Annotated in this window: 17 protein-coding genes; 3 read left to right on the top strand and 14 right to left on the bottom strand. The window is 64.2% G+C overall.

Annotation, left to right across the window (positions count from 1 at the left end; genetic code table 11):
* Positions 1-4: 4 nt before the first annotated feature.
* The 9 genes from glcE to tldD form a co-directional block, all read right to left on the bottom strand.
* Positions 5-1111 carry a glycolate oxidase subunit GlcE gene (gene glcE / locus ACO6D5_RS09615; RefSeq protein ID WP_485825234.1) on the bottom strand — a complete coding sequence of 369 codons (1107 nt, stop codon included), beginning with the start codon at positions 1109-1111 and terminating at the stop codon, positions 5-7.
* A gap of 12 nt (positions 1112-1123) precedes the next feature.
* Positions 1124-2623 carry an FAD-linked oxidase C-terminal domain-containing protein gene (locus tag ACO6D5_RS09610; RefSeq protein WP_006224976.1) on the bottom strand — a complete coding sequence of 500 codons (1500 nt, stop codon included), beginning with the start codon at positions 2621-2623 and terminating at the stop codon, positions 1124-1126.
* A 131-nt stretch (positions 2624-2754) separates the two neighbouring features.
* Complete coding sequence (locus tag ACO6D5_RS09605) at positions 2755-3600, bottom strand: IclR family transcriptional regulator domain-containing protein (protein WP_315844579.1); 846 nt, start codon at positions 3598-3600, stop codon at positions 2755-2757.
* A gap of 44 nt (positions 3601-3644) precedes the next feature.
* Positions 3645-4361 carry an SDR family NAD(P)-dependent oxidoreductase gene (locus tag ACO6D5_RS09600; protein ID WP_485825233.1) on the bottom strand — a complete coding sequence of 239 codons (717 nt, stop codon included), beginning with the start codon at positions 4359-4361 and terminating at the stop codon, positions 3645-3647.
* Between the two features lie 10 nt (positions 4362-4371).
* Positions 4372-4890: a 2,4'-dihydroxyacetophenone dioxygenase family protein gene (locus ACO6D5_RS09595; protein ID WP_485825232.1), complete on the bottom strand. Its 519-nt coding sequence runs from the start codon at positions 4888-4890 to the stop codon at positions 4372-4374.
* Positions 4891-4893: 3 nt separating this feature from the next.
* Positions 4894-5859: a tripartite tricarboxylate transporter substrate binding protein gene (locus ACO6D5_RS09590; RefSeq protein ID WP_485825231.1), complete on the bottom strand. Its 966-nt coding sequence runs from the start codon at positions 5857-5859 to the stop codon at positions 4894-4896.
* 241 nt (positions 5860-6100) lie between these two features.
* The gene (locus ACO6D5_RS09585) at positions 6101-7510 is read right to left on the bottom strand and encodes an FAD-binding oxidoreductase (protein ID WP_088590599.1); all 1410 of its coding nucleotides are present in this window, start codon (positions 7508-7510) and stop codon (positions 6101-6103) included.
* A gap of 103 nt (positions 7511-7613) precedes the next feature.
* A complete protein-coding gene (aroG, locus tag ACO6D5_RS09580; RefSeq protein WP_081534219.1) occupies positions 7614-8723 on the bottom strand; it encodes a 3-deoxy-7-phosphoheptulonate synthase AroG in 1110 nt (369 codons plus the stop codon).
* Between the two features lie 241 nt (positions 8724-8964).
* The gene (gene tldD / locus ACO6D5_RS09575) at positions 8965-10425 is read right to left on the bottom strand and encodes a metalloprotease TldD (RefSeq protein WP_485825230.1); all 1461 of its coding nucleotides are present in this window, start codon (positions 10423-10425) and stop codon (positions 8965-8967) included.
* 837 nt (positions 10426-11262) lie between these two features.
* Here tldD and ACO6D5_RS09570 point away from each other — a divergent pair.
* A complete protein-coding gene (locus tag ACO6D5_RS09570; RefSeq protein ID WP_315844575.1) occupies positions 11263-11646 on the top strand; it encodes an H-NS family nucleoid-associated regulatory protein in 384 nt (127 codons plus the stop codon).
* A gap of 87 nt (positions 11647-11733) precedes the next feature.
* On the opposite strand, the gene ACO6D5_RS09565 is transcribed toward ACO6D5_RS09570, so the two are convergent.
* On the bottom strand, positions 11734-12357 hold the full coding sequence (locus ACO6D5_RS09565; RefSeq protein WP_485825245.1) for a DUF4136 domain-containing protein: 624 nt from the start codon (positions 12355-12357) through the stop codon (positions 11734-11736).
* 163 nt (positions 12358-12520) lie between these two features.
* Here ACO6D5_RS09565 and pepN point away from each other — a divergent pair, with 163 nt between their 5' ends.
* On the top strand, positions 12521-15226 hold the full coding sequence (gene pepN / locus ACO6D5_RS09560; RefSeq protein ID WP_485825229.1) for an aminopeptidase N: 2706 nt from the start codon (positions 12521-12523) through the stop codon (positions 15224-15226).
* A 10-nt stretch (positions 15227-15236) separates the two neighbouring features.
* Positions 15237-16256, top strand: a complete 1020-nt coding sequence (locus ACO6D5_RS09555) for a class 1 fructose-bisphosphatase (protein WP_315139507.1) — start codon at positions 15237-15239, stop codon at positions 16254-16256.
* A 73-nt stretch (positions 16257-16329) separates the two neighbouring features.
* On the opposite strand, the gene ACO6D5_RS09550 is transcribed toward ACO6D5_RS09555, so the two are convergent.
* The 4 genes from ACO6D5_RS09550 to alaC form a co-directional block, all read right to left on the bottom strand.
* Positions 16330-16551: a YgdI/YgdR family lipoprotein gene (locus ACO6D5_RS09550; protein WP_315844571.1), complete on the bottom strand. Its 222-nt coding sequence runs from the start codon at positions 16549-16551 to the stop codon at positions 16330-16332.
* Positions 16552-16726: 175 nt separating this feature from the next.
* Positions 16727-18136, bottom strand: coding sequence for a threonine synthase (gene thrC / locus ACO6D5_RS09545; RefSeq protein WP_315844570.1), 1410 nt, complete (start codon positions 18134-18136; stop codon positions 16727-16729).
* On the bottom strand, positions 18133-19437 hold the full coding sequence (locus tag ACO6D5_RS09540) for a homoserine dehydrogenase (RefSeq protein WP_315844612.1): 1305 nt from the start codon (positions 19435-19437) through the stop codon (positions 18133-18135). Before ACO6D5_RS09540 ends, thrC begins: the two co-directional genes overlap by 4 nt.
* Before the next feature lie 190 nt (positions 19438-19627).
* Positions 19628-20818 (bottom strand): alanine transaminase, encoded by a 1191-nt coding sequence (gene alaC, locus ACO6D5_RS09535; RefSeq protein ID WP_485825228.1) that lies wholly within the window; start codon positions 20816-20818, stop codon positions 19628-19630.
* Positions 20819-20855 lie beyond the last annotated feature (37 nt).

The raw sequence follows: 20855 nt of genomic DNA, 5'->3' as shown, positions 1-20855 counted from the left end.
TGCGCTATAGCTCCAGGACCAGGCGGCCGGGGTTGAACAGGCCGGCCGGGTCAAGCTCTTGCTTGAGGCGGCGCGTGATCGAGGCGATGCCGGGCGCCAGCGGATGGAACACGCCGTCGGCCGGCGGCTTGCTGTGGCCCGTGCGGAACAGGGTGGCGTGCCCGCCCAGCCGAGCCGCGGTGTCGCGCAATTCGGTGGCATCGCGCGGACCGGACAGCCAGCGCTGCCCGCCGCCCCATTCGATCAGGGTCGGGCCCATCGCCAGCACGGCGGCCGTAGGCGGCAAGGCCAGGCGCCACAGCGGCTGACCGGGCGCGAAGAATGCGTGGGTCTGCTCACGCAGCGCCAGCCACCAGGCCTGAGCCGCGTCGGGATCCAGCGGGTCGCCGCCGATGACCTGGCGCGCGCTGGCGATCGCCGGCGGCGCGCCCGACAGGCGCACATGCATCGCCCCTTCGGCATGCTCGTCGCCCCCCGTCCAGCTGGTGGCCGAGATCGGCAAGGGCTTGCCGCGCCACAGCGCGAAGCTGGCCAGGGCTTGCGCCTGGGTAGCGGGCATCACCAACGTCACCTCTTCCATCGGGCGCGGCACGACCTTGAGCGACACCTCCAGCAGCGCGCCGAAAATGCCGTGCGAACCGGCCAGCAGGCGCGAGACGTCGTACCCTGCCACGTTCTTCATGACCTCTCCACCGAACGACAGGATCCGACCATCCGAATCCAGCAGCCGCGTGCCCAGCACGAAGTCGCGCAAGGCGCCCGCGCTCATGCGGCGCGGCCCGGACAGCCCCGCCGCCACGCAGCCGCCCACCGTCGCGGCGGCCCCAAAATGCGGGGGTTCGAACGCCAGCATCTGGCCGTTTTCGGCCAACGCGGCTTCCAGTTCGGCCAGCGGCGTACCCGCGCGCACCGTCACCACCAGTTCAGAGGGGTGGTAGCTGACGATGCCGCGATACGGCGTCATGTCCAGCAGGCAGTGGCCGTCTTGCGGCCTTACCGGACGGTAATTGCCGTAGAACGCCTTGCTGCCTCCGCCCATCACAAACAGCGGTTTATGGCCGGCACGGGCCGTCATGACCTGGTCGCACAATTCCGACAGGACAAAATCCATGGGGGATACGTCCTAGAAGCGGGCGAGATCGGGAAAGCGCAGCTCGCCCGCATGGACATGCATCTTGCCGTATTCGGCACAGCGAGCCAGCGTGGGAATGACCTTTTCAGGATTCAGCAGGCACGGCGGGTCGAATGCCCGCTTGACCGCCAGGAACGCGTCGAGTTCTTCGCGAGAGAATTGCACGCACATTTGATTTATTTTCTCCATACCCACACCGTGCTCTCCGGTCACGGTCCCTCCTACCTGCACGCACAGCTCAAGAATGGCCGCGCCGAATTTCTCGGCCCGCTCCACCTCGTCCGGCTTGTTCGAATCGAACAGGATCAACGGATGCAGATTGCCGTCGCCCGCGTGGAACACGTTGGCGCAGCGCAAGCCGAATTCGTCTTCCATCTGTTCGATGGCGCCCAGCACGCGCGCCAGATGGCGGCGCGGAATCGTGCCGTCCATGCAGTAGTAATCCGGCGACACGCGGCCTGCAGCCGGGAACGCGTTCTTGCGGCCGGCCCAGAACTTCAGCCGTTCGGCCTCGGACGTCGATACCTGGCAACGCGTGGCGCCGGCGGCGCGGAACACCGCTTCCATCCGGTCGATCTCGTGCGCCACCTCTTCGGGCGTGCCGTCGGACTCGCACAGCAGGATCGCCTGCGCGTCCATGTCGTAGCCGGCGCGCACGAACGGTTCGACCATATGCGTGGCACGTCGGTCCATCATTTCAAGCCCTGCGGGGATCATGCCCGCCGCGATCACCTGCGTGACCGCATTGCCTGCGGCCTCGACGCTGGAAAAACTGGCCATCACGACCTGCGCGCAAGCGGGCTTGGGAATCAGCTTGACCGTGACCTCGGTGACCACGCCCAGCATGCCTTCGGATCCGATGAAGACGGACAGCAGATCCAGGCCCGGTGCATCCGGCGCCTCGGAACCCAGCTCGACCACGTCGCCGTCGATCGTGACCACGCGCACGCGCAGCACGTTGTGCACGGTCAGGCCGTATTTCAGGCAATGCACGCCGCCGGAATTCTCGGCCACATTGCCGCCGATGGAACAGGCGATCTGGCTGGAGGGATCAGGCGCGTAATACAACCCGTAGGGCGAGGCCGCTTCCGAAATGGCCAAGTTGCGCACGCCCGGCTGCACGATGGCCGTGGCGCTGGCCAGATCGATATGCTTGATGCGGTTGAACTTCGACAGGCCCAGCAGCACGCCCTGGCTGTGCGGCATGGCGCCGCCCGACAGGCCCGTGCCCGCGCCGCGCGCGACGATCGGGGCGTTCAGCCGCTTGCAGATGCGCATGACGGCTTGCACTTGTTCTTCGGTTTCCGGCAACGCGACGACGGCAGGCAACGCGCGATACAGCGACAGGCCGTCGCACTCGTAGGGGCGCGTGTCCTCTTCGCGGAACAATACGCAGTGCGCGGGCAACGCGGCCGACAACGCCTCGATGAGCTGCTGCAACGAATAAGGCGCCTGCACTTGTGCCAGGCCGGTTTCGACCAGTGAATTCATGAGCGCAACAATAGCGCGACCAGTCCCTTAAAACAGGCCGGGATTTACCCGCATCCAATCGACTACCCCGTGGCGCACACGTAACCAGCGGTAATTCCAGACGGTGTTTGTCGTGGAAAAGCCGCAGCCGATCAGCCCGAGAAATCCAGCATCGCCAGCTTTCTGGAGATCGCCGCGCACGTGTCGACCAGCGGCTTGATATAGCTGTCGGTGCGATTGGCGCTCATGCGGAAGGCGGGAATGCTCAAGCTCACGCAGGCCACCGGCATGCCCTGCTTGTCGGTAACCGCGCACCCGAAGCAGAAGATGTCCTTCTCGTTCTCTTCCCGGTCCTCCGCGTAACCCTGCCGGCGGATCTGATCCAGCTCTTTGCGCAACGCCTGCGGCGTGCGCAGCGTGGCCTCGGTGAACACTTTGAAATCCAGCGTCTGGATGACCGCATCGCGCGCCGCCGGAAGCAACTGCGCCAGATAGGCCTTGCCGACCGAACTGGAGTACATCGTGACACGGCTGCCCAGGCGCGAGTTCATGCGCACCGCCTTCGGGCTTTCCAGCTTGTCGATGTAGGTCATTTCGGACCGGTCCGGCACCGCGAGGTGCACGGTTTCCTGCGTCAGTTCTTTCAGGTCGAACAGGTGGTCCTTGCACAACTGCCGGATGTCGGAGCTTTCCAGCGCGCGGCTGGCCAGGCTGACAAGCCGCGGGCCCAACCCGAAGGACTGGCCATTGCGTTTGGGCACGATCAATTGTTCGGCGATCAGCGCCTCGACGATGCGGTAGATCGTCGGGCGCGGATAGCCAAGCCGGGCGCTCAGCTCGTTCACCGTCCAGGCGCTATCGCCACCCGACGCGATCGCATCGAGCACGCGCATGAACTTGGAAAAAGAAGCGGTGCCGGCAACGGGGGGCGCCGCAACCGATGCAGTCGGCGCGGCCTTTGGGGCACCGTCGGGGGGCTTCACGCGGGGGACTTTCATTGATGGTTTCCGTGACAAAACGCGCCGGCGGGCCGGAGCGCGGGTCAGGTTACCATGTAGCCGCCATCCACTGGCATCACCACGCCCGTCATGAACGCCGACGCCGGCGAACACAGGAACGTGACCGCCTGCGCCACATCGTCCGGCGTGCCCCAGCGCTTGAGCGGCGTGCGTTCCAGGATGCGCGAGGCGCGCGCCGGATCCTTCTGCAAGGCGTCCGTCAGCGGCGTGGCGATCCATCCCGGCGCCACCGCATTGACCCGGATGTCCGCATCCGCATAAGCGATGGCAAGCGACTTCGTCAGTTGCGCGACGCCGCCCTTGCTCGCGCTATAGGCCGGCACCAGGCCGCCGCCGAAGAAGCTCAGCATCGACGCCGTGTTGACGATGCACCCCTTGGCGCGCGCCAGCTGCGGACGCAACGCTTCGCACACGCGCATGGTGCCGGTGAGGTTGATGTCCAGCACCCGCTCGAACACGGGCAGCTTGAATTCCTCTTGCCGGAAGATCACCCCAGCGCAGTTGATCAGGATGTCCACGCGTTCCAGCGTGGCGGCAAACGCCGCGACATCTTCCGCTTGCGTGACGTCCAGCGTCGCCACCTCCACACCGGCCGGCGGCGGTTCGGCCGATGGCAGACCCACCGCGATCACGCGCGCGCCCAGCCGCGCCAGCGCTTCGGCCACGCCGCGGCCCAGCCCTTGGGTGCCGCCCGTGACCACCGCCGTCTTTTCCTTGAACAGCCCTGCCTGAAAGCTCATGGCGTATTCCTCAGCGGACGAACTGATCGACATAGTCCGCCCCCAGCCCCACGCTTTCGTAGTGCTTGCGGCACATGTCCAGCTTGGTGAACACGTCTTCATAGCCCGTGTGCCGGCCTTCGCTGTCGCAGTAGTACATGACGCCGTTGACCTGGAACATGGTGATCATCTCCTCCACGTCTTCCGGGACGTACAAGGTGTGCGTTTCGCCGGGGGGCTCGAAAACATAGCTGCCTTCGCGCGCGATCCAGTCATGCTCCAGGTAGCGCCACGCCCCCTTGATGACATAGCCATGCACTGCCTGCGGGTGGCGGTGGCAGCTCAGCACGCCCGACTTGCGCACGCGCAACAGGTTCATCCAGTAGCCCTGCGACACGTTCAGACAGAGCGGCCGAAACCACACGTTTTCGGCCTGGGGCACCCAGACGCGCTCGTCGTCGGGGATCACCTGCGGCACCACGATGTCGGGCAGCGCTTCCTTGGGATTGGGATAACGGTACGGGGTAGGCACAGCAGTCGTTTGGCTCATGGCTTATTTGATGCTCAGAGTCTTCAGGACTTGCGCGTAATCGGCGGTCTCTGCCGCCATCTTCTTTTCGAAGGCGTCGCCGTCGGCATAGACGTAACCCAGGTTCTGGGCCTTGATCGCCGCGATCAGTTGCGGATCCTGTGCCACTTTCTCGAAGACTTCCTTCAGCTTGGCCACGGTGGCGGGCGGCATGCCTTTCGGTCCGGCGATGCCGCGCCAGGTGCCATAGGCCACATCCAGGCCCTTCTCCTTGGCCGTCGGCACGTCGGGGAATTCCGGCACGCGCTTGTCGCTCATCAGCACCAGCAGACGCAGCTTGCCGGCGCGCACGTACTCGGACGCCTCGGCAGGGCTCGTCGCCACGGCATCCAGCTGACCACCCAGCAGGTTCAGCAAGGCCGGACCAGACCCCGGAAACGGAATGTGCGTGAAGCGGGTATCGGACTTGACCTCGAAGGCGCTCAGCGCCACGTCATAGATGGAGCCCGTGCCCGAGGTGCCGACGTTCATCGTGGCCGGCGCCTTCTTGGCCGCGGCCATGAATTCCTCAAGCGTTTTGTAGGGCGAGTTAACAGGCACCACGATCGCGGCGGGATCAGCGTTCAGCTGCACCAGCGGCGTGTAGTCCTTGTAGGTGTGGTCGAACAGGCCCAGCAACGGCAGGATCACGAACTCCGCCGTCACGACGGTCAACGTGTGGCCGTCATTCTTGCTGTTCAGCACGTACTTCCAGCCCACCGCGCCGCCCGCGCCGGACTTGTTCAGCACCACCATTCCCTTGGGGAAATACTGCGCCGACACTTTGGCGAAGGTGCGGGCCACGGCATCCGTGCCCCCGCCCGGCTGGAACGGCACCACCAGCGTGACCGGCTGGTTCGGATACGCATCCGACTGCGCCTGCGCGGGCAGCGCCGCCGCCAGGCCAGCCACGCTCAGGGCGGCCGCCATCAAACCTTGTCTCATCAACATCCTTGTCTCCTTGGTTTCGGGGCGCGCTTTCTGTCGAGGCGTCGCGCGCTTTGATTTTTTCGCAGCGACTTTTCTTAAGTATCCACAATGTGGACATTTGTCTACAAAAAAATAGAGTAAAGGATTTGATGAGAGGTGTCACTGGAAAATTCGTGGCGCCCCCCCTCGGACCCAAACAAAAAAGCCGACGGCAGTGCCGTCGGCTTCGGGTCTTGCAGGCTGCGCGGTCGCCGCGCGGCGTTTACCAGGACACGATCTTGCCCGGGTTCAGGATGTTGTGCGGATCAAACGCATGCTTCAGGCTGCGCATCAGGTCCAAGGCATCTTCGCCGTGCTCTTCAGCCATGAACTGCATCTTGTGCAGGCCCACGCCATGTTCACCGGTGCAGGTGCCGTCCGCGGCGATCGCGCGGCGCACCAGGTTGTGGTTGATCGTTTCGGACTCTTCCCATTCCTTCGGATTCTCGGCATCCAGCAGCATCAGCACGTGGAAGTTGCCGTCGCCGACGTGGCCGACGATGGTATACGGGAAGCTTGCGCGATCCAGTTCCTCGACGGTGTCGCGCACGCAATCGGCCAACCGCGAGATCGGCACGCACACGTCCGTCGTGCTGGCGCGGCAGCCGGGCCGCAGTTGCAGGCCGGCGAAGTAGGCATTGTGGCGGGCGGTCCAGAGGCGGCTGCGGTCTTCGGGGCGTTCGGCCCATTCGAAGTCCATGCCGCCGTGCTCGGCGGTGATCGCCTGCACCGTTTCGGCCTGCTCCTGCACGCCGGCCGGGCTGCCATGGAACTCGAACACCAGCAACGGCGTTTCACGCAGAGTCAGCTTGCTGTACTGGTTGACCGAGCGCACGCTGGCCGCGTCCATGAATTCGACGCGCGCGACCGGCACGCCCATCTGGATGATCTCGATCACGCTTTGGACGGCGTCGTCCAGCGTGGGGAAATTGCAGACCGCGGCCGACACGGCCTCGGGTTGCGGATACAGGCGCACCGTCACTTCGGTGATGATGCCCAGCGTGCCTTCGCTGCCGATGAAAATACGCGTAAGGTCATAGCCGGCCGACGATTTGCGGGCACGCCCCGCCGTGCGGACGATGCGGCCGTCGGCCGTCACCACCGTCAACGACATGACGTTTTCGCGCATCGTGCCATAGCGCACGGCATTGGTGCCCGAGGCGCGCGTGGCGGCCATGCCGCCCAGGCTGGCATCGGCGCCCGGGTCGATCGGGAAGAACAGGCCGGTGTTGCGGATTTCTTCGTTCAACTGCTTGCGCAGCACGCCCGCCTGCACGGTAGCGGTCAGGTCTTCGGCGTTGATCGCCAACACCTTGTTCATCTGCGACAGGTCCAGGCTGATGCCGCCCTGGATCGCCAGGACGTGGCCTTCCAGCGAAGAACCCGCGCCATAGGGAATCAGCGGAACGCGATGCTCGTTGCACAGCTTGGCGACCTCGGCCACTTCTTCGGTGGTGTGCGCGAAGACGACGGCGTCCGGCAGCATCGGCGGATACGGCGATTCGTCGCGGCCATGGTGCTCGCGCACGGCGGAGGACTCGGACAGGCGGTCGCCAAAGCGCGCGCGCAAGGCATCCAGACAGGCGGCCGGCACCGGGCGGCGCAACGTTTCAGCGTGCAAGGGAGCGTTCATGATCAGCGTGTTCTCGGGGTTCGGTAATCAGAATATTCTACGCCGCCGCGCGTGCTGCGCCGCACACCGCCCCAGGCAGGCGGCACACGGCGCTCGCACGGCCTTACTTGCCGGAGGTCAGCGCAACCCGGCGGCGCTCACGCACCGCGTGCGCCAGGCGTTCCAGCACGGCCACCGACGCGTCCCAATCGATGCAGCCGTCGGTGATGCTTTGCCCATAGACCAGCGGCTTGCCAGGCACCATGTCCTGGCGTCCGCCCAGCAGGTGGCTTTCCACCATCACGCCGACCAGGCGCGCGTCGCCCGCTTCCATCTGGCGCGCCACGTCATCGATCACCCGGGGCTGGTTCTCGGGGTCTTTGCTGCTGTTGGCGTGGCTGGCGTCCACCATGATGCGTTGCGCCAGGCCGGCCTTGGACACGTCCTGGCAGGCAGCGTCCACGCTGGCGGCATCATAGTTCGGCGTCTTGCCGCCACGCAGGATCACGTGGCAGTCCTCGTTGCCGGCCGTCGACACGATCGCCGAATGCCCGCCCTTGGTCACCGACAGGAAATGGTGCGGCTGCGACGCGGCCTTGATGGCATCCACGGCGATCTTCACATTGCCGTCCGTGCCGTTCTTGAACCCCACCGGACACGACAGGCCCGAGGCCAGTTCGCGATGCACCTGGCTTTCCGTCGTCCGTGCCCCGATCGCCCCCCAGGAGACCAGATCCGCGATGTACTGCGGCGTAATCATGTCCAGGAACTCGCAACCCGCCGGCAGCCCCAGGCTGTTGATGTCCAGCAGCAGTTCTCGGGCCACGCGCACGCCCTTGTTGATGTCGAAGCTGCCATCCAGGTCCGGGTCGTTGATCAAGCCCTTCCAGCCCACCGTGGTCCGCGGCTTTTCGAAGTACACGCGCATCACGATTTCCAGATCGGCGCTCAGGCGATCACGCACCGGCTTCAAGCGCTTCGCATATTCGATCGCGGCGCGCGTGTCATGGATCGAACACGGGCCGATCACGACGATCATCCGGTCGTCCATGCCGTGCAGGATGCGGTGCATGCCCTGGCGGGCGGCGAATACGGTATCGGACGCCTCCTTCGTGCACGCGAACTCGCGCATCACATGCGCGGGCGGGTTCAGTTCCTTGATTTCTCGAATGCGAAGGTCGTCGGTATTGTGTGACACGGTACTGCTCCTGGGTTGCCCGCCAACGGGGTCCATTCCGATCGGTATTTCCCGATCCCGGCGGCACAAAAAAAGCCGCCAGTTCGCTGGCGGCTTTTTTGGGGGGATTCTTTCCAAACTTCAGATTGAGCGCGTCCCTTCCTCCGCCAGCGGCTTCAGAAAACCATAAAAATAAAAGTAAAAGGCGGGGGACGCGAATTTCATGGGGATTGACTCTAGCACAGTTTTTCCGGACCGTCACATCGTTTTTAGGGGACGCGACGGCCTGGCATCACGCTTACGCCGTGCCCCCGACGGTCAGGCCTTCCATGCGCACGGTCGGCATGCCCACGCCCACCGGCACGCTCTGGCCGTCCTTGCCGCAGGTGCCCACGCCGGAATCCAGCTGCAGGTCGTTGCCGATCATCGTGACGCGGGTCATGGCGTCGGGGCCATTGCCGATCAGCGTGGCGCCCTTGACCGGGTACGTCACCTTGCCGTCTTCGATCATGTAGGCCTCGGAAGCCGAGAACACGAACTTGCCGCTGGTGATGTCGACCTGGCCACCGCCGAAGTTCACCGCGAACAGCCCGCGCTTGACGGACGACACGATTTCCTCGGCCGGCTTGTCGCCGGCCAGCATGTAGGTATTGGTCATGCGCGGCATGGGCAGGTGCGCGAAGGACTCGCGACGGCCGTTGCCGGTGGCGGCCGTCTTCATCAGGCGCGCGTTCAGCGTGTCTTGCATGTAGCCGCGCAAGATGCCGTCTTCGATCAGCACGTTGCGCTGGGTGGCATTGCCTTCATCGTCGATGTTCAGCGAGCCGCGGCGGTCCGGCAGCGTGCCGTCGTCCACCACGGTCACACCCTTGGAGGCGACGCGTTCGCCGATGCGGCCCGAGAACACGCTGGAGCCCTTGCGGTTGAAGTCGCCTTCCAGGCCGTGGCCCACGGCTTCATGCAGCAAGATGCCCGGCCAGCCCGAACCCAGCACCACCGTCATCTCGCCCGCCGGCGCAGGACGCGCCTCCAGGTTCACCATGGCTTCATGCACGGCGCGTTCGACGTAGCTTTGCAGCATTTCGTCGGTGAAATACGCCAGGCCCAGGCGTCCGCCGCCGCCGGCATGGCCCATTTCGCGGCGGCCGTTGCGTTCGGCGATCACGGTCAGCGACAGGCGCACCAGCGGACGCACGTCGGCGGCCAGGCGGCCATCGCTGCCGGCGACCAGCACCACGTCGTATTCGGCGCCCAGCCCTGCCATCACCTGGATGACATGGGGATCGCGCGCACGCGCCATGCGTTCGATGCGCTCGAGCAGCGCGACCTTTTCGGGGGCGCTCAACGTCGCCACGGGGTCAATGTCCGCATACAGGCTGCGGCCCATCTCGGCCTCGACCTGCGCGGCCACCTTGACCTTGCCCGCACCGCGGCGCGCAATGCCGCGCACGGCATGGGCCGACGACAGCAAGGCGTCTGCCGACAGGGAGTCGGAATAAGCGAAAGCGGTTTTCTCGCCGCTGACGGCGCGCACACCCACGCCCTGGCTGATCGAGAAGCTGCCGGTCTTGACGATGCCCTCTTCCAGGCTCCACCCCTCGCTGCGCGTGTACTGGAAGTACAGATCGGCGTAATCGACCTTATGGGTGAAGATTTCACCCAACGCGCGCGCCATGTCCGCTTCCGTCAGGCCCCAGGGGTCCAGCAGCAGCGATTTGGCGGTGGCAAGGGATGCAATAGCGGGATCAATGATTTTCATAGGCTCTATTCAGGGGGCGCCGGCGCGGCACGGTCGCGCGCGCTTGCGTTGACGCTCAAGACCGTATCGTAACGCCGACCAGGGGCCGGCGTCCCGCCCCGCGCCAAAAGAGGCGTTGGGGCCGGGTCTGGTCCAGGCGGCAAAATGGGCGGCCATTATCCGCGTCTGAATCAAATGGGGGCGCAATATTAAGTATCAAGTTAAGCAATTGCGACGCGGCATTGTTCCGTCACATAACAGTTTTGTCAGGTTCGGATGCCCCGGCATGCGCGCCCGGACGCCTTGGCGTACAAGGATGGCAAATGCGGGGAACTCGTCATACAAGCGCGAACAAAATGCCACCCGAGCACGCGCTCGGTTTCGTTTCAGGCCCATATCATTCTCACGGAACAGGAATGCCAAAATGCATGACGACGGGCCAAAACCGCTGCCGAGGGATGGATTTGCCATCAGATCGAGCCATTGAAACCCGCTGGCAAACTATCGGGTTTAAATCCGCGGCGCAGCCTGAAATTCGTCCCCGCCCTGCCGCGGATGCGGCGCGATCTGCCCGGTATATGAAACAAATTCCCTCCAAGTTGGGGCTAACGGCAGCCATTCGTCCGCCCAGCGAACCAAAGCGGCATTTGTTTCAAGTTGTCCCAAATTTGAGAATATCCTTCCCAATACTTGTTCCTTGCGGACAACCGCAAGCCCAAAGGTTCTCCGGCCCTTTTGATACAAAGTAATTAGTCCGAAAATAGGGAAGTCAAGCCGCAAATTCTGTATTATGCGAAGCACAACAAATAAACATAACTTCGCCGGCGATTAAAGCAGTTCCATAATCAGGAATAAACCATGGCCCGAGAAACATACGCAGCACTGCAAGCAAAGATCGAAAAGGAAATCAACAAGCTTCAAAAGAAGGCGGAAGTCCTACAAACGAAGCGCCGCAAGCCCGTGATCACCTCCATCATCACGTCCATGCGCGAATACGACATCACGCCCGAAGAGATCGTCGCCGCCTATGGCGCAGGCAAGCCCGTGCGCGCACCCGCCGGCGGCCGACGCAAGGCTGGCGCGGCTGGGCGCCCCGCCACCGCCGCCAAGCGCGCCGTGGCTCCGAAGTATCGCCACCCCCAAACCGGTGAAACCTGGAGCGGCCGCGGCAAAGCCCCGCGCTGGCTCGCCGCGGAAGAAGCCGGCGGCGCTACACGCGACAGTTTTCTTATCAAAGAATAAAACCTATCCGGCAGTAAGAAATAAATCGGCGCACCAATCTGGTGCGCCGATTTTATTTAAGGGACCCGCCGCAAAGGCGGTGTGGACTTAGCGTAGCGGGAATTCGATTTCGCGTTCGGCCCCATTATTTCCGGGAAAATTGTCAAATATTGCACGGACCAGATAGGGCATCGTGCGCACGAAATCATCGCCCTGGCTCAGTATGAAGGCGGTGGACCGATATACCTCCGCCCCATTGCGCTGCGTATCGCGGATCTTCAAGCTGAGCGTATTGCGCTGGACAGCCATGGGCACATCGACCCAGTCGGGCCCCCAGTAACCATAGCCAGGTCCCCATGGACGGGGGCCGTAGTAGCCGCCATAACCGTAACCGCCATAGAAGTATGGGTCATACGGGCGCCGCACCATGATCTGCGTCTGGCTCGTGCCGTAGGTGAACGAGACGTCGAAGCGGCCCTTGGTTCCCGGTTGGGCCTCGACCAGGCCGGTCGCCCCGATGCCGGCGCGCACCATGTCCTGGTAGGACTGATATTCCAGATTATTGGCCTGATTGGGATCGGCCACGACAAACTGATAACTTTGACCCTCGACGCCGGTCGGCCACTGCTGGAATGACGTCACCCGGGCCGACACGGAAGGCGCCGCGCATCCGGTCAATGCCAGCGCCCCCGCGACGGCCAATAACCCGGCCCAACGGCCTACACTGAACATGGACACTCTGGACATTTTGCGACTCCTCTAGCGCGCGACGGCGCCATCATACTGAGCTTTGACAGGGCCTACGGCAAAAAGTTTGCCCTAGCCCGCAAGCGCCGGACTGCCTTCGCCGCCAGCTACTACAATAGAACCCTTGCTCAACCAGGACTGCCACTCCATGCGCACCGACACGCCCATTACCGTTTATCGCAAGGATTACCAGCCCTACCCATACGACATTCCTGAAGTCGCCCTGGCCTTCGATCTGGCGCCCGACGCCACCGAAGTGCGCTGCACCATGCACGTGCAGCGCAAATCCGGCGCCAGCGCCGACGCCGCCTTGATCCTGGATGGAGAAGACCTGGAACTCGTGTCGGTAGGCGTCAACGGAGCGCCGCTGGCCGCGGACGGCTATCACCTGTCGGAACACAGCCTGGCGATCTACGGCCTGCCGGCCGACGCCACCGTCGAGATCGTCAGCCGCTGCAAGCCGTCCGCCAATTCCACCCTGATGGGCCTGTACGTATCGGGCGGGAATTTCTTCACGCAGTGCGAAGCCGAAGGCTTTCGCCGCATCACCTGGTTCGCCGACCGCCCCGACGTCATGTCCCGCTATCGCGTGACGCTGCGCGCGGCGCCCCAGTACCCGGTGCTGCTGTCCAACGGCAACCTGATGGCGTCGCGCCAGTTGCCTGATGGCCGCAACGAGGTCGAATGGGAAGACCCGTTCCCCAAGCCCTGCTATCTGTTCGCATTGGTGGCCGGCAACCTGACGCACCGCGAAACCACCGTCAAGACAGCCAGCGGCCGCGATGTGCTGCTGCAGGTCTACAGCGACCCGGGGTCGGAAACCAAGACGGAATGGGCGCTGGATTCGCTGGTGCGCGCGCTGCGCTGGGATGAAACCCGCTTCGGCCTGGAGCTGGATCTGGACCGCTTCATGATCGTGGCCGTCCATGACTTCAACATGGGCGCGATGGAGAACAAGGGCCTGAACATCTTCAACGCCGCCTACGTGCTGGCCGACGCCGACACCGCCACGGACGCCAACTATGAAGGCATCGAGTCCGTCATCGGGCACGAGTATTTCCACAACTGGACCGGCAACCGCGTGACGTGCCGCGACTGGTTCCAACTGAGCCTGAAAGAAGGCCTGACGGTCTTTCGCGACCAGAAATTCAGCGCCGACATGATGGCGCACGGCATGGACGAGACGGCGGCCGCCAGCGCCCGCGCGGTCAAGCGCATCGATGACGTAGTGGCGCTGCGCGCCGCCCAGTTTCCGGAAGACGCAGGCCCGATGGCCCACCCGATCCGTCCGGAAAGCTACCAGGAAATCGGCAATTTCTACACGGCCACCGTGTATGAGAAAGGCGCTGAGGTCATCCGCATGCAGCACACCTTGCTGGGCGAAGACGGTTTCCGCGCCGGCATGGACGAATACTTCCGCCGCCACGACGGCCAGGCCGTCACCTGCGATGACTTCGTCGCCGCCATGGAATCGGTCTATGTGCGCCAGCACCCGGGCCGCGACCTGTCCGTGTTCCGCCGCTGGTATCGCCAGGCAGGCACGCCGCGCGTTGCCGTCAAGCTGGAGCACGATGCCGCCACGCGCCGTTGCACGGTCACGCTGACCCAGGACTGCCAGCCGGTAGGGGTCGAAAAGAAGGCCGGCGCCGACTACGTCAAGGCGCCCTACCATATCCCGTTCGCCATCGGCCTGCTGAGCCGCGACGGCAGCCCCCTGCCCTTGCGGCACGACGGCGCTACCCGCGACACGGCATTGCTGGAACTGACCACGCAAAGCCAGCAATGGGTGTTCGACGACATCGCCGAGCGGCCCGTGCCTTCGCTGCTGCGCGATTTCTCGGCCCCTGTCATCGTGGACTACGACTGGACCGACGAAGAACTGGCCCTGCTGTCCGCGCACGACGGCAACCCGTTCGCCCGCTGGGAAGCCGGCCAGGAACTGGCCACGCGCCAGATCCTGGCGCTGGCCGAAGCCCGCCAGGCGGGCCGCACGCTGCACGCGGACGCCGCCTTCATCGACGCATGGCGGGCCCAGTTGACCGACCCGGCGCTCGACGCCGCCTACCGTGCCCGCGCGCTGGCGCTGCCCTCGGAAAAGACCCTGGCCGAGCGCATGCAGGCCGTGGATCCGCCCGCCCTGGCCGTGGCGCGTGACTTCCTGCGCGCCGAACTCGGCCGCCAGCTTGCCGCCGAATTCCGCCAGGCCTTCGAGCAGAACCAGACGCCGGGCGAGTACAGCCCGGCCCCGGTGCCGGCCGGCATGCGCGCGCTGAAGAACCTGGCGCTGAGCCATCTGCTGGCCGCGGGCGAGCATGATGCCCAGCGCCTGGCCGAACAGCAGTACGAACGCGCCGGCAACATGACCGACAGCATGGCCGCGCTGTCCGCCCTGATCAATTACGGCCAGGGCGATTTCCCGCAGGAAGCGCTGGCCGCGTTCTACGACAAGTGGCGCGACAACCCGCTGGTGGTGGACAAGTGGTTCGCTTTGCAGGCTGCCGCGCGCTCCACGACGGTGCAGACCGCGCGCGAGCTGATGACGCATCCGGCGTTCACCTTGCGCACCCCGAACCGGGCGCGCGCCCTGATTTTCCAGTTCTGCCTGAACAATGCGCGCGGCATGCACCACCCGGATGGCACGGGCTACGCCTTCTGGGCCGAGCAAGTGCTGGCGCTTGATGCGCTGAATCCGGAAATCGCGGCGCGTCTGGCGCGCGCGCTGGACAACTGGTCGCGCTTCGTGCCGGCCCTGCGCACGCCCATGCAGGCCGCCCTGCAACGCGTGCGCGCCCACGAAGGCCTGTCGCGCAACGTGCAGGAAATCGTATCCAAGGCTTTAGAATTCGCAGCATAGGGAGACCTTTTTGAAACGTAAAACTCTGACTCAGTACCTGGTGGAGCAACAGCGCTCCGCCCAAGCCCTTGCGCCGGAAGTGCGACTGCTCATCGAAGTGGTCGCGCGCGCCTGCAAGGCCATCAGCCATGCCGTCAGCAAGGGCGCCTTGGGCGGTGTCCTGGGCAGCCTGGAAAGCGAGAACGTCCAGGGCGAAGTGCAGAAGAAGCTGGACGTGCTGTCCAACGAGATCCTGCTGGAAGCCAACGAATGGGGCGGCCACCTGGCGGCCATGGCCTCGGAAGAGATGGAAACCATCCACCTGATTCCGAACCGCTACCCCAAGGGCGAATACCTGCTGCTGTTCGATCCCCTGGACGGCTCGTCGAACATCGACGTGAACGTGTCCATCGGCACGATCTTCTCGGTGCTGCACGCCCCCCACAACGTGTCGGGCGCCCCCGTCTGCGAGCAGGATTTCCTGCAGCCGGGCGACAAGCAGGTCGTGGCCGGCTATGCCGTCTACGGGCCGCAGACCATGCTGGTGCTGACGATCGGCCAGGGCGTGGTGGGCTTTACGCTGGACCGCGAAATGGGTTCGTGGGTGCTGACGCACGACAACATCCAGGTGCCGGAAGACACCAAGGAATTCGCGATCAACATGTCGAACATGCGCCACTGGGCTCCCCCGGTCAAGCGCTACGTCGACGACTGCCTGGCCGGTTCCACCGGCCCGCTGGGCAAGGACTACAACATGCGCTGGATCGCCTCGATGGTGGCGGACGTGCATCGCATCCTGACCCGTGGCGGCATCTTCATGTACCCCTGGGATGCCCGCGAACCGGGCAAGGCCGGCAAACTGCGCCTGATGTATGAAGCCAACCCCATGAGCTTCCTCATCGAACAGGCCGGCGGCGCGTCGATCAACGGCGCCCAGCGCATCATGGAAATCCAGCCCGACACGCTGCACCAGCGCGTCAGCGTGATCCTGGGATCGAAGAACGAAGTCGACCGCGTGGGCCGTTACCACGCGGAAGAAGCGGCGAAGTAACGCTTCCCCGCAAAGCAAAAGCCCCTTGATTTCTCAAGGGGCTTTTTTCATTGCGCGAGATGCGAAGCAGCGATCACTTGACCTCTTCGATCGACTTCACGTCGTCCTTGTTGACCTGGACTTTCTTGCCGTCCTTGTCGTATTCGTACATGCCGGACTTCTTATCGTACGTCGGCGTGTCGGGCGTCACGGTCGAGCTTCCGTCACGATTCTGAATGACCGAGGGCGACGAGCATCCGGCCAGCACCCCAACTCCGGTCACCACCAGGGCCAACGTCATGGTCTTCAGGTTCATGGGCGTGTTCTCCAAGTGTGATTAGGTGAATACACTGTATCGGCAACCTGGCCCCGAATCCGTGTCGGGTTGTGGTCAAAATGCATAAGAACGTAATACCGACATCCCACATCGTAAAAAAACCCCTCGCAGACAGGCCTGCGAGGGGTTTTGCGCTTACAGAAACCGCAAGCGGTTACACCTTGGCGTTCGCCTCGATGAAACGGCGCACGGCGGCTTCGCTGCAATCCATGACTTCCACGCGTTGCGGCAGCGATTCCAGATTGGCGAGGTTGCCCGGAGGCGTGGCGGGACGGCCCAGCGCCTCTTCGATGGTTTCGGAGAATTTCGCCGGCAAGGCGGTTTCCAGGACCAGCATCGGCACGCCCGGTTCGAGGAATTCGCGCGCGACCTTCACGCCATCGGCCGTATGCGGGTCGATGAGTACGCCGGTCTCTTCGTAGACGGAGCGGATGGTGGCCAGGCGGTCTTCATGCGAGCTGGCGCCCGACACGAAGCCATAACGCGATTCGAACTGCGGCTTCAGGTCGGACAGGTCGAACGAGCCGTCCTTGGCCAGCGACGCCCACAAGGCCTTCACACGGGCCGGATCGCGGCCCACCAGCTCGAACACGAAGCGTTCGAAGTTGGACGCGCGCGAAATGTCCATCGAGGGGCTGGACGTGGCGTAGGTCTGTTCAGCTGGACGCGGACGGTAGATGCCCGTACGGAAGAATTCTTCCAGCACGTTGTTCTCGTTCGTGGCGAGCACCAGGCGGCGCACCGGCAAGCCCATGCTGCGCGCGATATGGCCCGACAGGATGTTGCCGAAGTTGCCCGACGGCACGGCGAACGACACCTGTTGGCCCGGCTTGTCGGTGGCGCGCAGCCAGCCGTGGAAGTAATACACCACCTGGGCGGCGATGCGCGCCCAGTTGATGGAGTTCACGGCGCCCAGGCGGTACTTCGTCTTGAACGCCAGGTCGCCGGCCAGGGCCTTGACGATGTCCTGGGCTTCATCGAACACGCCGCGCACGGCGATGTTGTGGATGTTCTCGTCTTGCAGCGAATACATCTGCGCGCGCTGGAAGGCGCTCATGCGGCCATGCGGCGACAGCATGAAGACCGCCACGCCCTGCTTGCCGCGCAGCGCGTACTCGGCCGCCGAACCGGTGTCGCCGGAGGTTGCGCCCACGATGTTCAACGTGGTGCCGCGCTTGGCCAGCACGTACTCGAAGACCTGCCCCAGGAACTGCATGGCCATGTCCTTGAAGGCCAGCGTCGGCCCTTCAGACAGACCCAGCAGCGACAGGCCGCCGTCCAGCGGACGCAGCGGGACGATGTCTTCGCTGTTGAAGATTTCTTGGGTGTAGGCGGCGCGGGTCAGGCGGCGCAGGTCGTCCGCCGGGATGTCGGTGGCGAACAGCGACAGCACTTCGAAGGCCAGGTCCGCGTAGGACAGGCCGCGCCAGGATTCAAGCGTTTGCTCGGACACCTGGGGCAGTTGCTCCGGCATGGCCAGCCCGCCGTCAGGCGCCAGGCCTTCCAGCAGGATGTCGGAGAACCCCAGGGCGTCCATGCCGCCACGAGTCGAGATGTATTTCATGTCAAGTTCTCCACGCGCAATCGCGTGACCTTGGACCGGACGAACGGCAAGGACTCGATGCGCTCGATGGCTTGGTTGACGTTGCCTTCCACGGCTTCATGCGTCAGGAAGATGATGTCGGCGCCGCCGATGTGCGACGGCTGCTGGATCATCGACCCGATCGAGATGGAGCGATCGGCCAGGATGCGGGCGATGTCGGCCAGCACGCCGGGCTGATCGTCCACCCGCAAGCGCAGGTAGTACGACGTGCTGACCAGTTCGATCGGCAGGATCGGCGTGTCGGACATGGCATCCGGCTGGAAAGCCAGGTGCGGAACGCGGTTGCCCGGATCGGCGGTATGCAGGCGGGTGACGTCAACCAGATCGGCCACGACGGCCGACGCGGTGGGCTCTTCGCCTGCGCCCTGGCCGTAGTACAGCGTGGGACCGACGGCGTCGCCCTTGACCAGCACCGCGTTCATTGCGCCTTCGACATTGGCCAGGAGGCGTTCGGACGGCACCAGCGCCGGATGCACGCGCAGTTCGATGCCGTCGGGCCGGCGCTTGGTGATGCCCAGCAGCTTGATGCGGTAGCCCAGGCGTTCGGCGTGTTCGATGTCTTCGGCGGCCAGCTGCGAAATGCCTTCGATGTAGGCGCGGTCGAACTGCACCGGCACGCCGAAGGCCAGCGAAGCCAGCAAGGTCAGCTTGTGCGCGGCGTCCACGCCTTCCACGTCGAACGTGGGGTCGGCTTCAGCGTAGCCCAGGCGTTGGGCCTCGGCCAGCACGTCGGCGAACGGCAGGCCGCGCGAACGCATTTCCGACAGGATGAAGTTGGTGGTGCCGTTGATGATGCCCGCCACCCACTGGATCCGGTTGGCGGTCAGGCCTTCGCGAATCGCCTTGATGATGGGGATCCCGCCGGCGACCGCGGCTTCGAACGTGACCATCACGCCGCGCTCGTAGGCGGCGGCGAAGATCTCGTTGCCGTGCTTGGCCAGCAGCGCCTTGTTCGCGGTGACGACGTGCTTGCCGTTGGCGATGGCCTCCATCACCAGTTCCAGCGCCAGCGTGTCGCCGCCAATGAGTTCAACGACGATGTCGATTTCAGGATCGCGCACGAGTGCATGCACGTCGGTGTCGACCAGGATCGAGTCGCCCACGCGGGCGCGTGCCTTGACCACGTCGCGCACGGCGGCACGGGTGACTTCGATGCGGCGTCCGGCGCGGCGCGCGATTTCCTCGGCGTTGCGCGACAGCACGGTCCACGTGCCGCCACCGACTACGCCAAGTCCGAGCAGGCCCACCTTCATGGGGTTCATCGCGCCGCCATCTGCGGGCGGGCGTTGAGGGGAATTCATTTCAGTTCTCCATATTGCTGTGCGATGCCGTGCGGCACCCGCGACGCAAAAAAACGGTTGCCGCACGAACGGAATGCCGTGGATCCGGCTCCGCCGGTCTGCGCGCATGTCCCCTCGAAGGGGACGCACGCAGCGCAGCGGGGTTGGGTTCTCATGGTTTCAGCAATCCGTCCTTGCGGAACATCTCTTTGATGCCTCGCACCGCCTGCCGGGTGCGTTGCTCATTTTCGATAAGAGCGAAGCGTACGTAGTCGTCGCCATACTCGCCGAAGCCGATCCCGGGGGATACGGCCACTTTCGCATCCGACAGGACACGCTTGGCAAATTCCAAAGAGCCCATCGCCCTGTAGGGCTCGGGGATCTGCGCCCAGATATACATGGACGCCTTGGGAATCTCCACATTCCAACCTGCTTCGTGCAGACCGCGCACGAGCACGTCGCGGCGGCTTTGGTACTGGGCCACGATTTCATTCACGCAGTCCTGCGGGCCGTCCAGCGCGGCGATGGACGCCACCTGGATCGGCGTGAACGTGCCGTAGTCGTGATAGCTCTTGATGCGCGCGAGCGCGTTGACCAATTCGCGGTTGCCGACCATGTAGCCGATGCGCCAGCCTGCCATGTTGTAGCTTTTGCTCATCGTGAAGAACTCGACGGCGACATCGCGCGCGCCGGGCACTTGCATGATGGAAGGCGCCACGTAGCCGTCGAAGGTGATGTCGGCGTAGGCCAGATCGTGCACGACGAGGATGTCGTGCTCCTTGGCCAGCGTCACCACGCGTTCGAAGAACGACAGGTCCACGCACTGGGCGGTCGGGTTGCTGGGAAAACCCAGCACCATCATTTTAGGCTTCGGGATGGACTCGCGCACCGCGCGTTCCAGTTCCTCGAAGAAGTCCACGCCGGGCGTCATGCGCACCGACCGGATGTTGGCGCCGGCGATGACCGCGCCATAGATATGGATCGGGTAGCTGGGGTTGGGCACCAGCACCGTGTCGCCGCGGTCCAGCGTGGCCAGCATCAGGTGGGCCAGGCCTTCTTTGGAACCGATGGTGACGATGGCTTCGGAATCCGGGTCGAACTCCACCGCGTAGCGACGCTGGTACCAGTCGCAGATGGCCTTGCGCAGGCGCGGGATGCCCTTGGACACCGAGTAGCCATGGGTCGTGGGGCGCGAGGTTGCCTCCACCATCTTCTCGACGATGTGCTTGGGGGTCGCGCCGTCCGGATTGCCCATCGACATGTCGATGATGTCTTCGCCCCGCCGACGCGCCGCCATCTTGAGTTCGCCGGTGATGTTGAAAACATACGGGGGCAGACGCTCGATGCGGGAGAATTTCCTCATGATGGGAATCCTTAAGGGGGCGAAAGGCAACAACCGG

It is taken from the genome of Achromobacter sp. (genome assembly GCF_057314935.1).
Note: the sequence above shows the minus strand (reverse complement) of the source record. Positions and strands in the feature narration are given on the sequence as shown.

Coding starts and splice junctions, on each gene's coding strand:
- glcE (WP_485825234.1), bottom strand. CDS start 1,111: ATGGATTTTGTCCTGTCGGAATTGTGCGACCAGGTCATGACGGCCCGT.
- ACO6D5_RS09610 (WP_006224976.1), bottom strand. CDS start 2,623: ATGAATTCACTGGTCGAAACCGGCCTGGCACAAGTGCAGGCGCCTTAT.
- ACO6D5_RS09605 (WP_315844579.1), bottom strand. CDS start 3,600: ATGAAAGTCCCCCGCGTGAAGCCCCCCGACGGTGCCCCAAAGGCCGCG.
- ACO6D5_RS09600 (WP_485825233.1), bottom strand. CDS start 4,361: ATGAGCTTTCAGGCAGGGCTGTTCAAGGAAAAGACGGCGGTGGTCACG.
- ACO6D5_RS09595 (WP_485825232.1), bottom strand. CDS start 4,890: ATGAGCCAAACGACTGCTGTGCCTACCCCGTACCGTTATCCCAATCCC.
- ACO6D5_RS09590 (WP_485825231.1), bottom strand. CDS start 5,859: ATGTTGATGAGACAAGGTTTGATGGCGGCCGCCCTGAGCGTGGCTGGC.
- ACO6D5_RS09585 (WP_088590599.1), bottom strand. CDS start 7,510: ATGAACGCTCCCTTGCACGCTGAAACGTTGCGCCGCCCGGTGCCGGCC.
- aroG (WP_081534219.1), bottom strand. CDS start 8,723: ATGGACCCCGTTGGCGGGCAACCCAGGAGCAGTACCGTGTCACACAAT.
- tldD (WP_485825230.1), bottom strand. CDS start 10,425: ATGAAAATCATTGATCCCGCTATTGCATCCCTTGCCACCGCCAAATCG.
- ACO6D5_RS09570 (WP_315844575.1), top strand. CDS start 11,263: ATGGCCCGAGAAACATACGCAGCACTGCAAGCAAAGATCGAAAAGGAA.
- ACO6D5_RS09565 (WP_485825245.1), bottom strand. CDS start 12,357: ATGTTCAGTGTAGGCCGTTGGGCCGGGTTATTGGCCGTCGCGGGGGCG.
- pepN (WP_485825229.1), top strand. CDS start 12,521: ATGCGCACCGACACGCCCATTACCGTTTATCGCAAGGATTACCAGCCC.
- ACO6D5_RS09550 (WP_315844571.1), bottom strand. CDS start 16,551: ATGAACCTGAAGACCATGACGTTGGCCCTGGTGGTGACCGGAGTTGGG.
- thrC (WP_315844570.1), bottom strand. CDS start 18,136: ATGAAATACATCTCGACTCGTGGCGGCATGGACGCCCTGGGGTTCTCC.
- ACO6D5_RS09540 (WP_315844612.1), bottom strand. CDS start 19,437: ATGAACCCCATGAAGGTGGGCCTGCTCGGACTTGGCGTAGTCGGTGGC.
- alaC (WP_485825228.1), bottom strand. CDS start 20,818: ATGAGGAAATTCTCCCGCATCGAGCGTCTGCCCCCGTATGTTTTCAAC.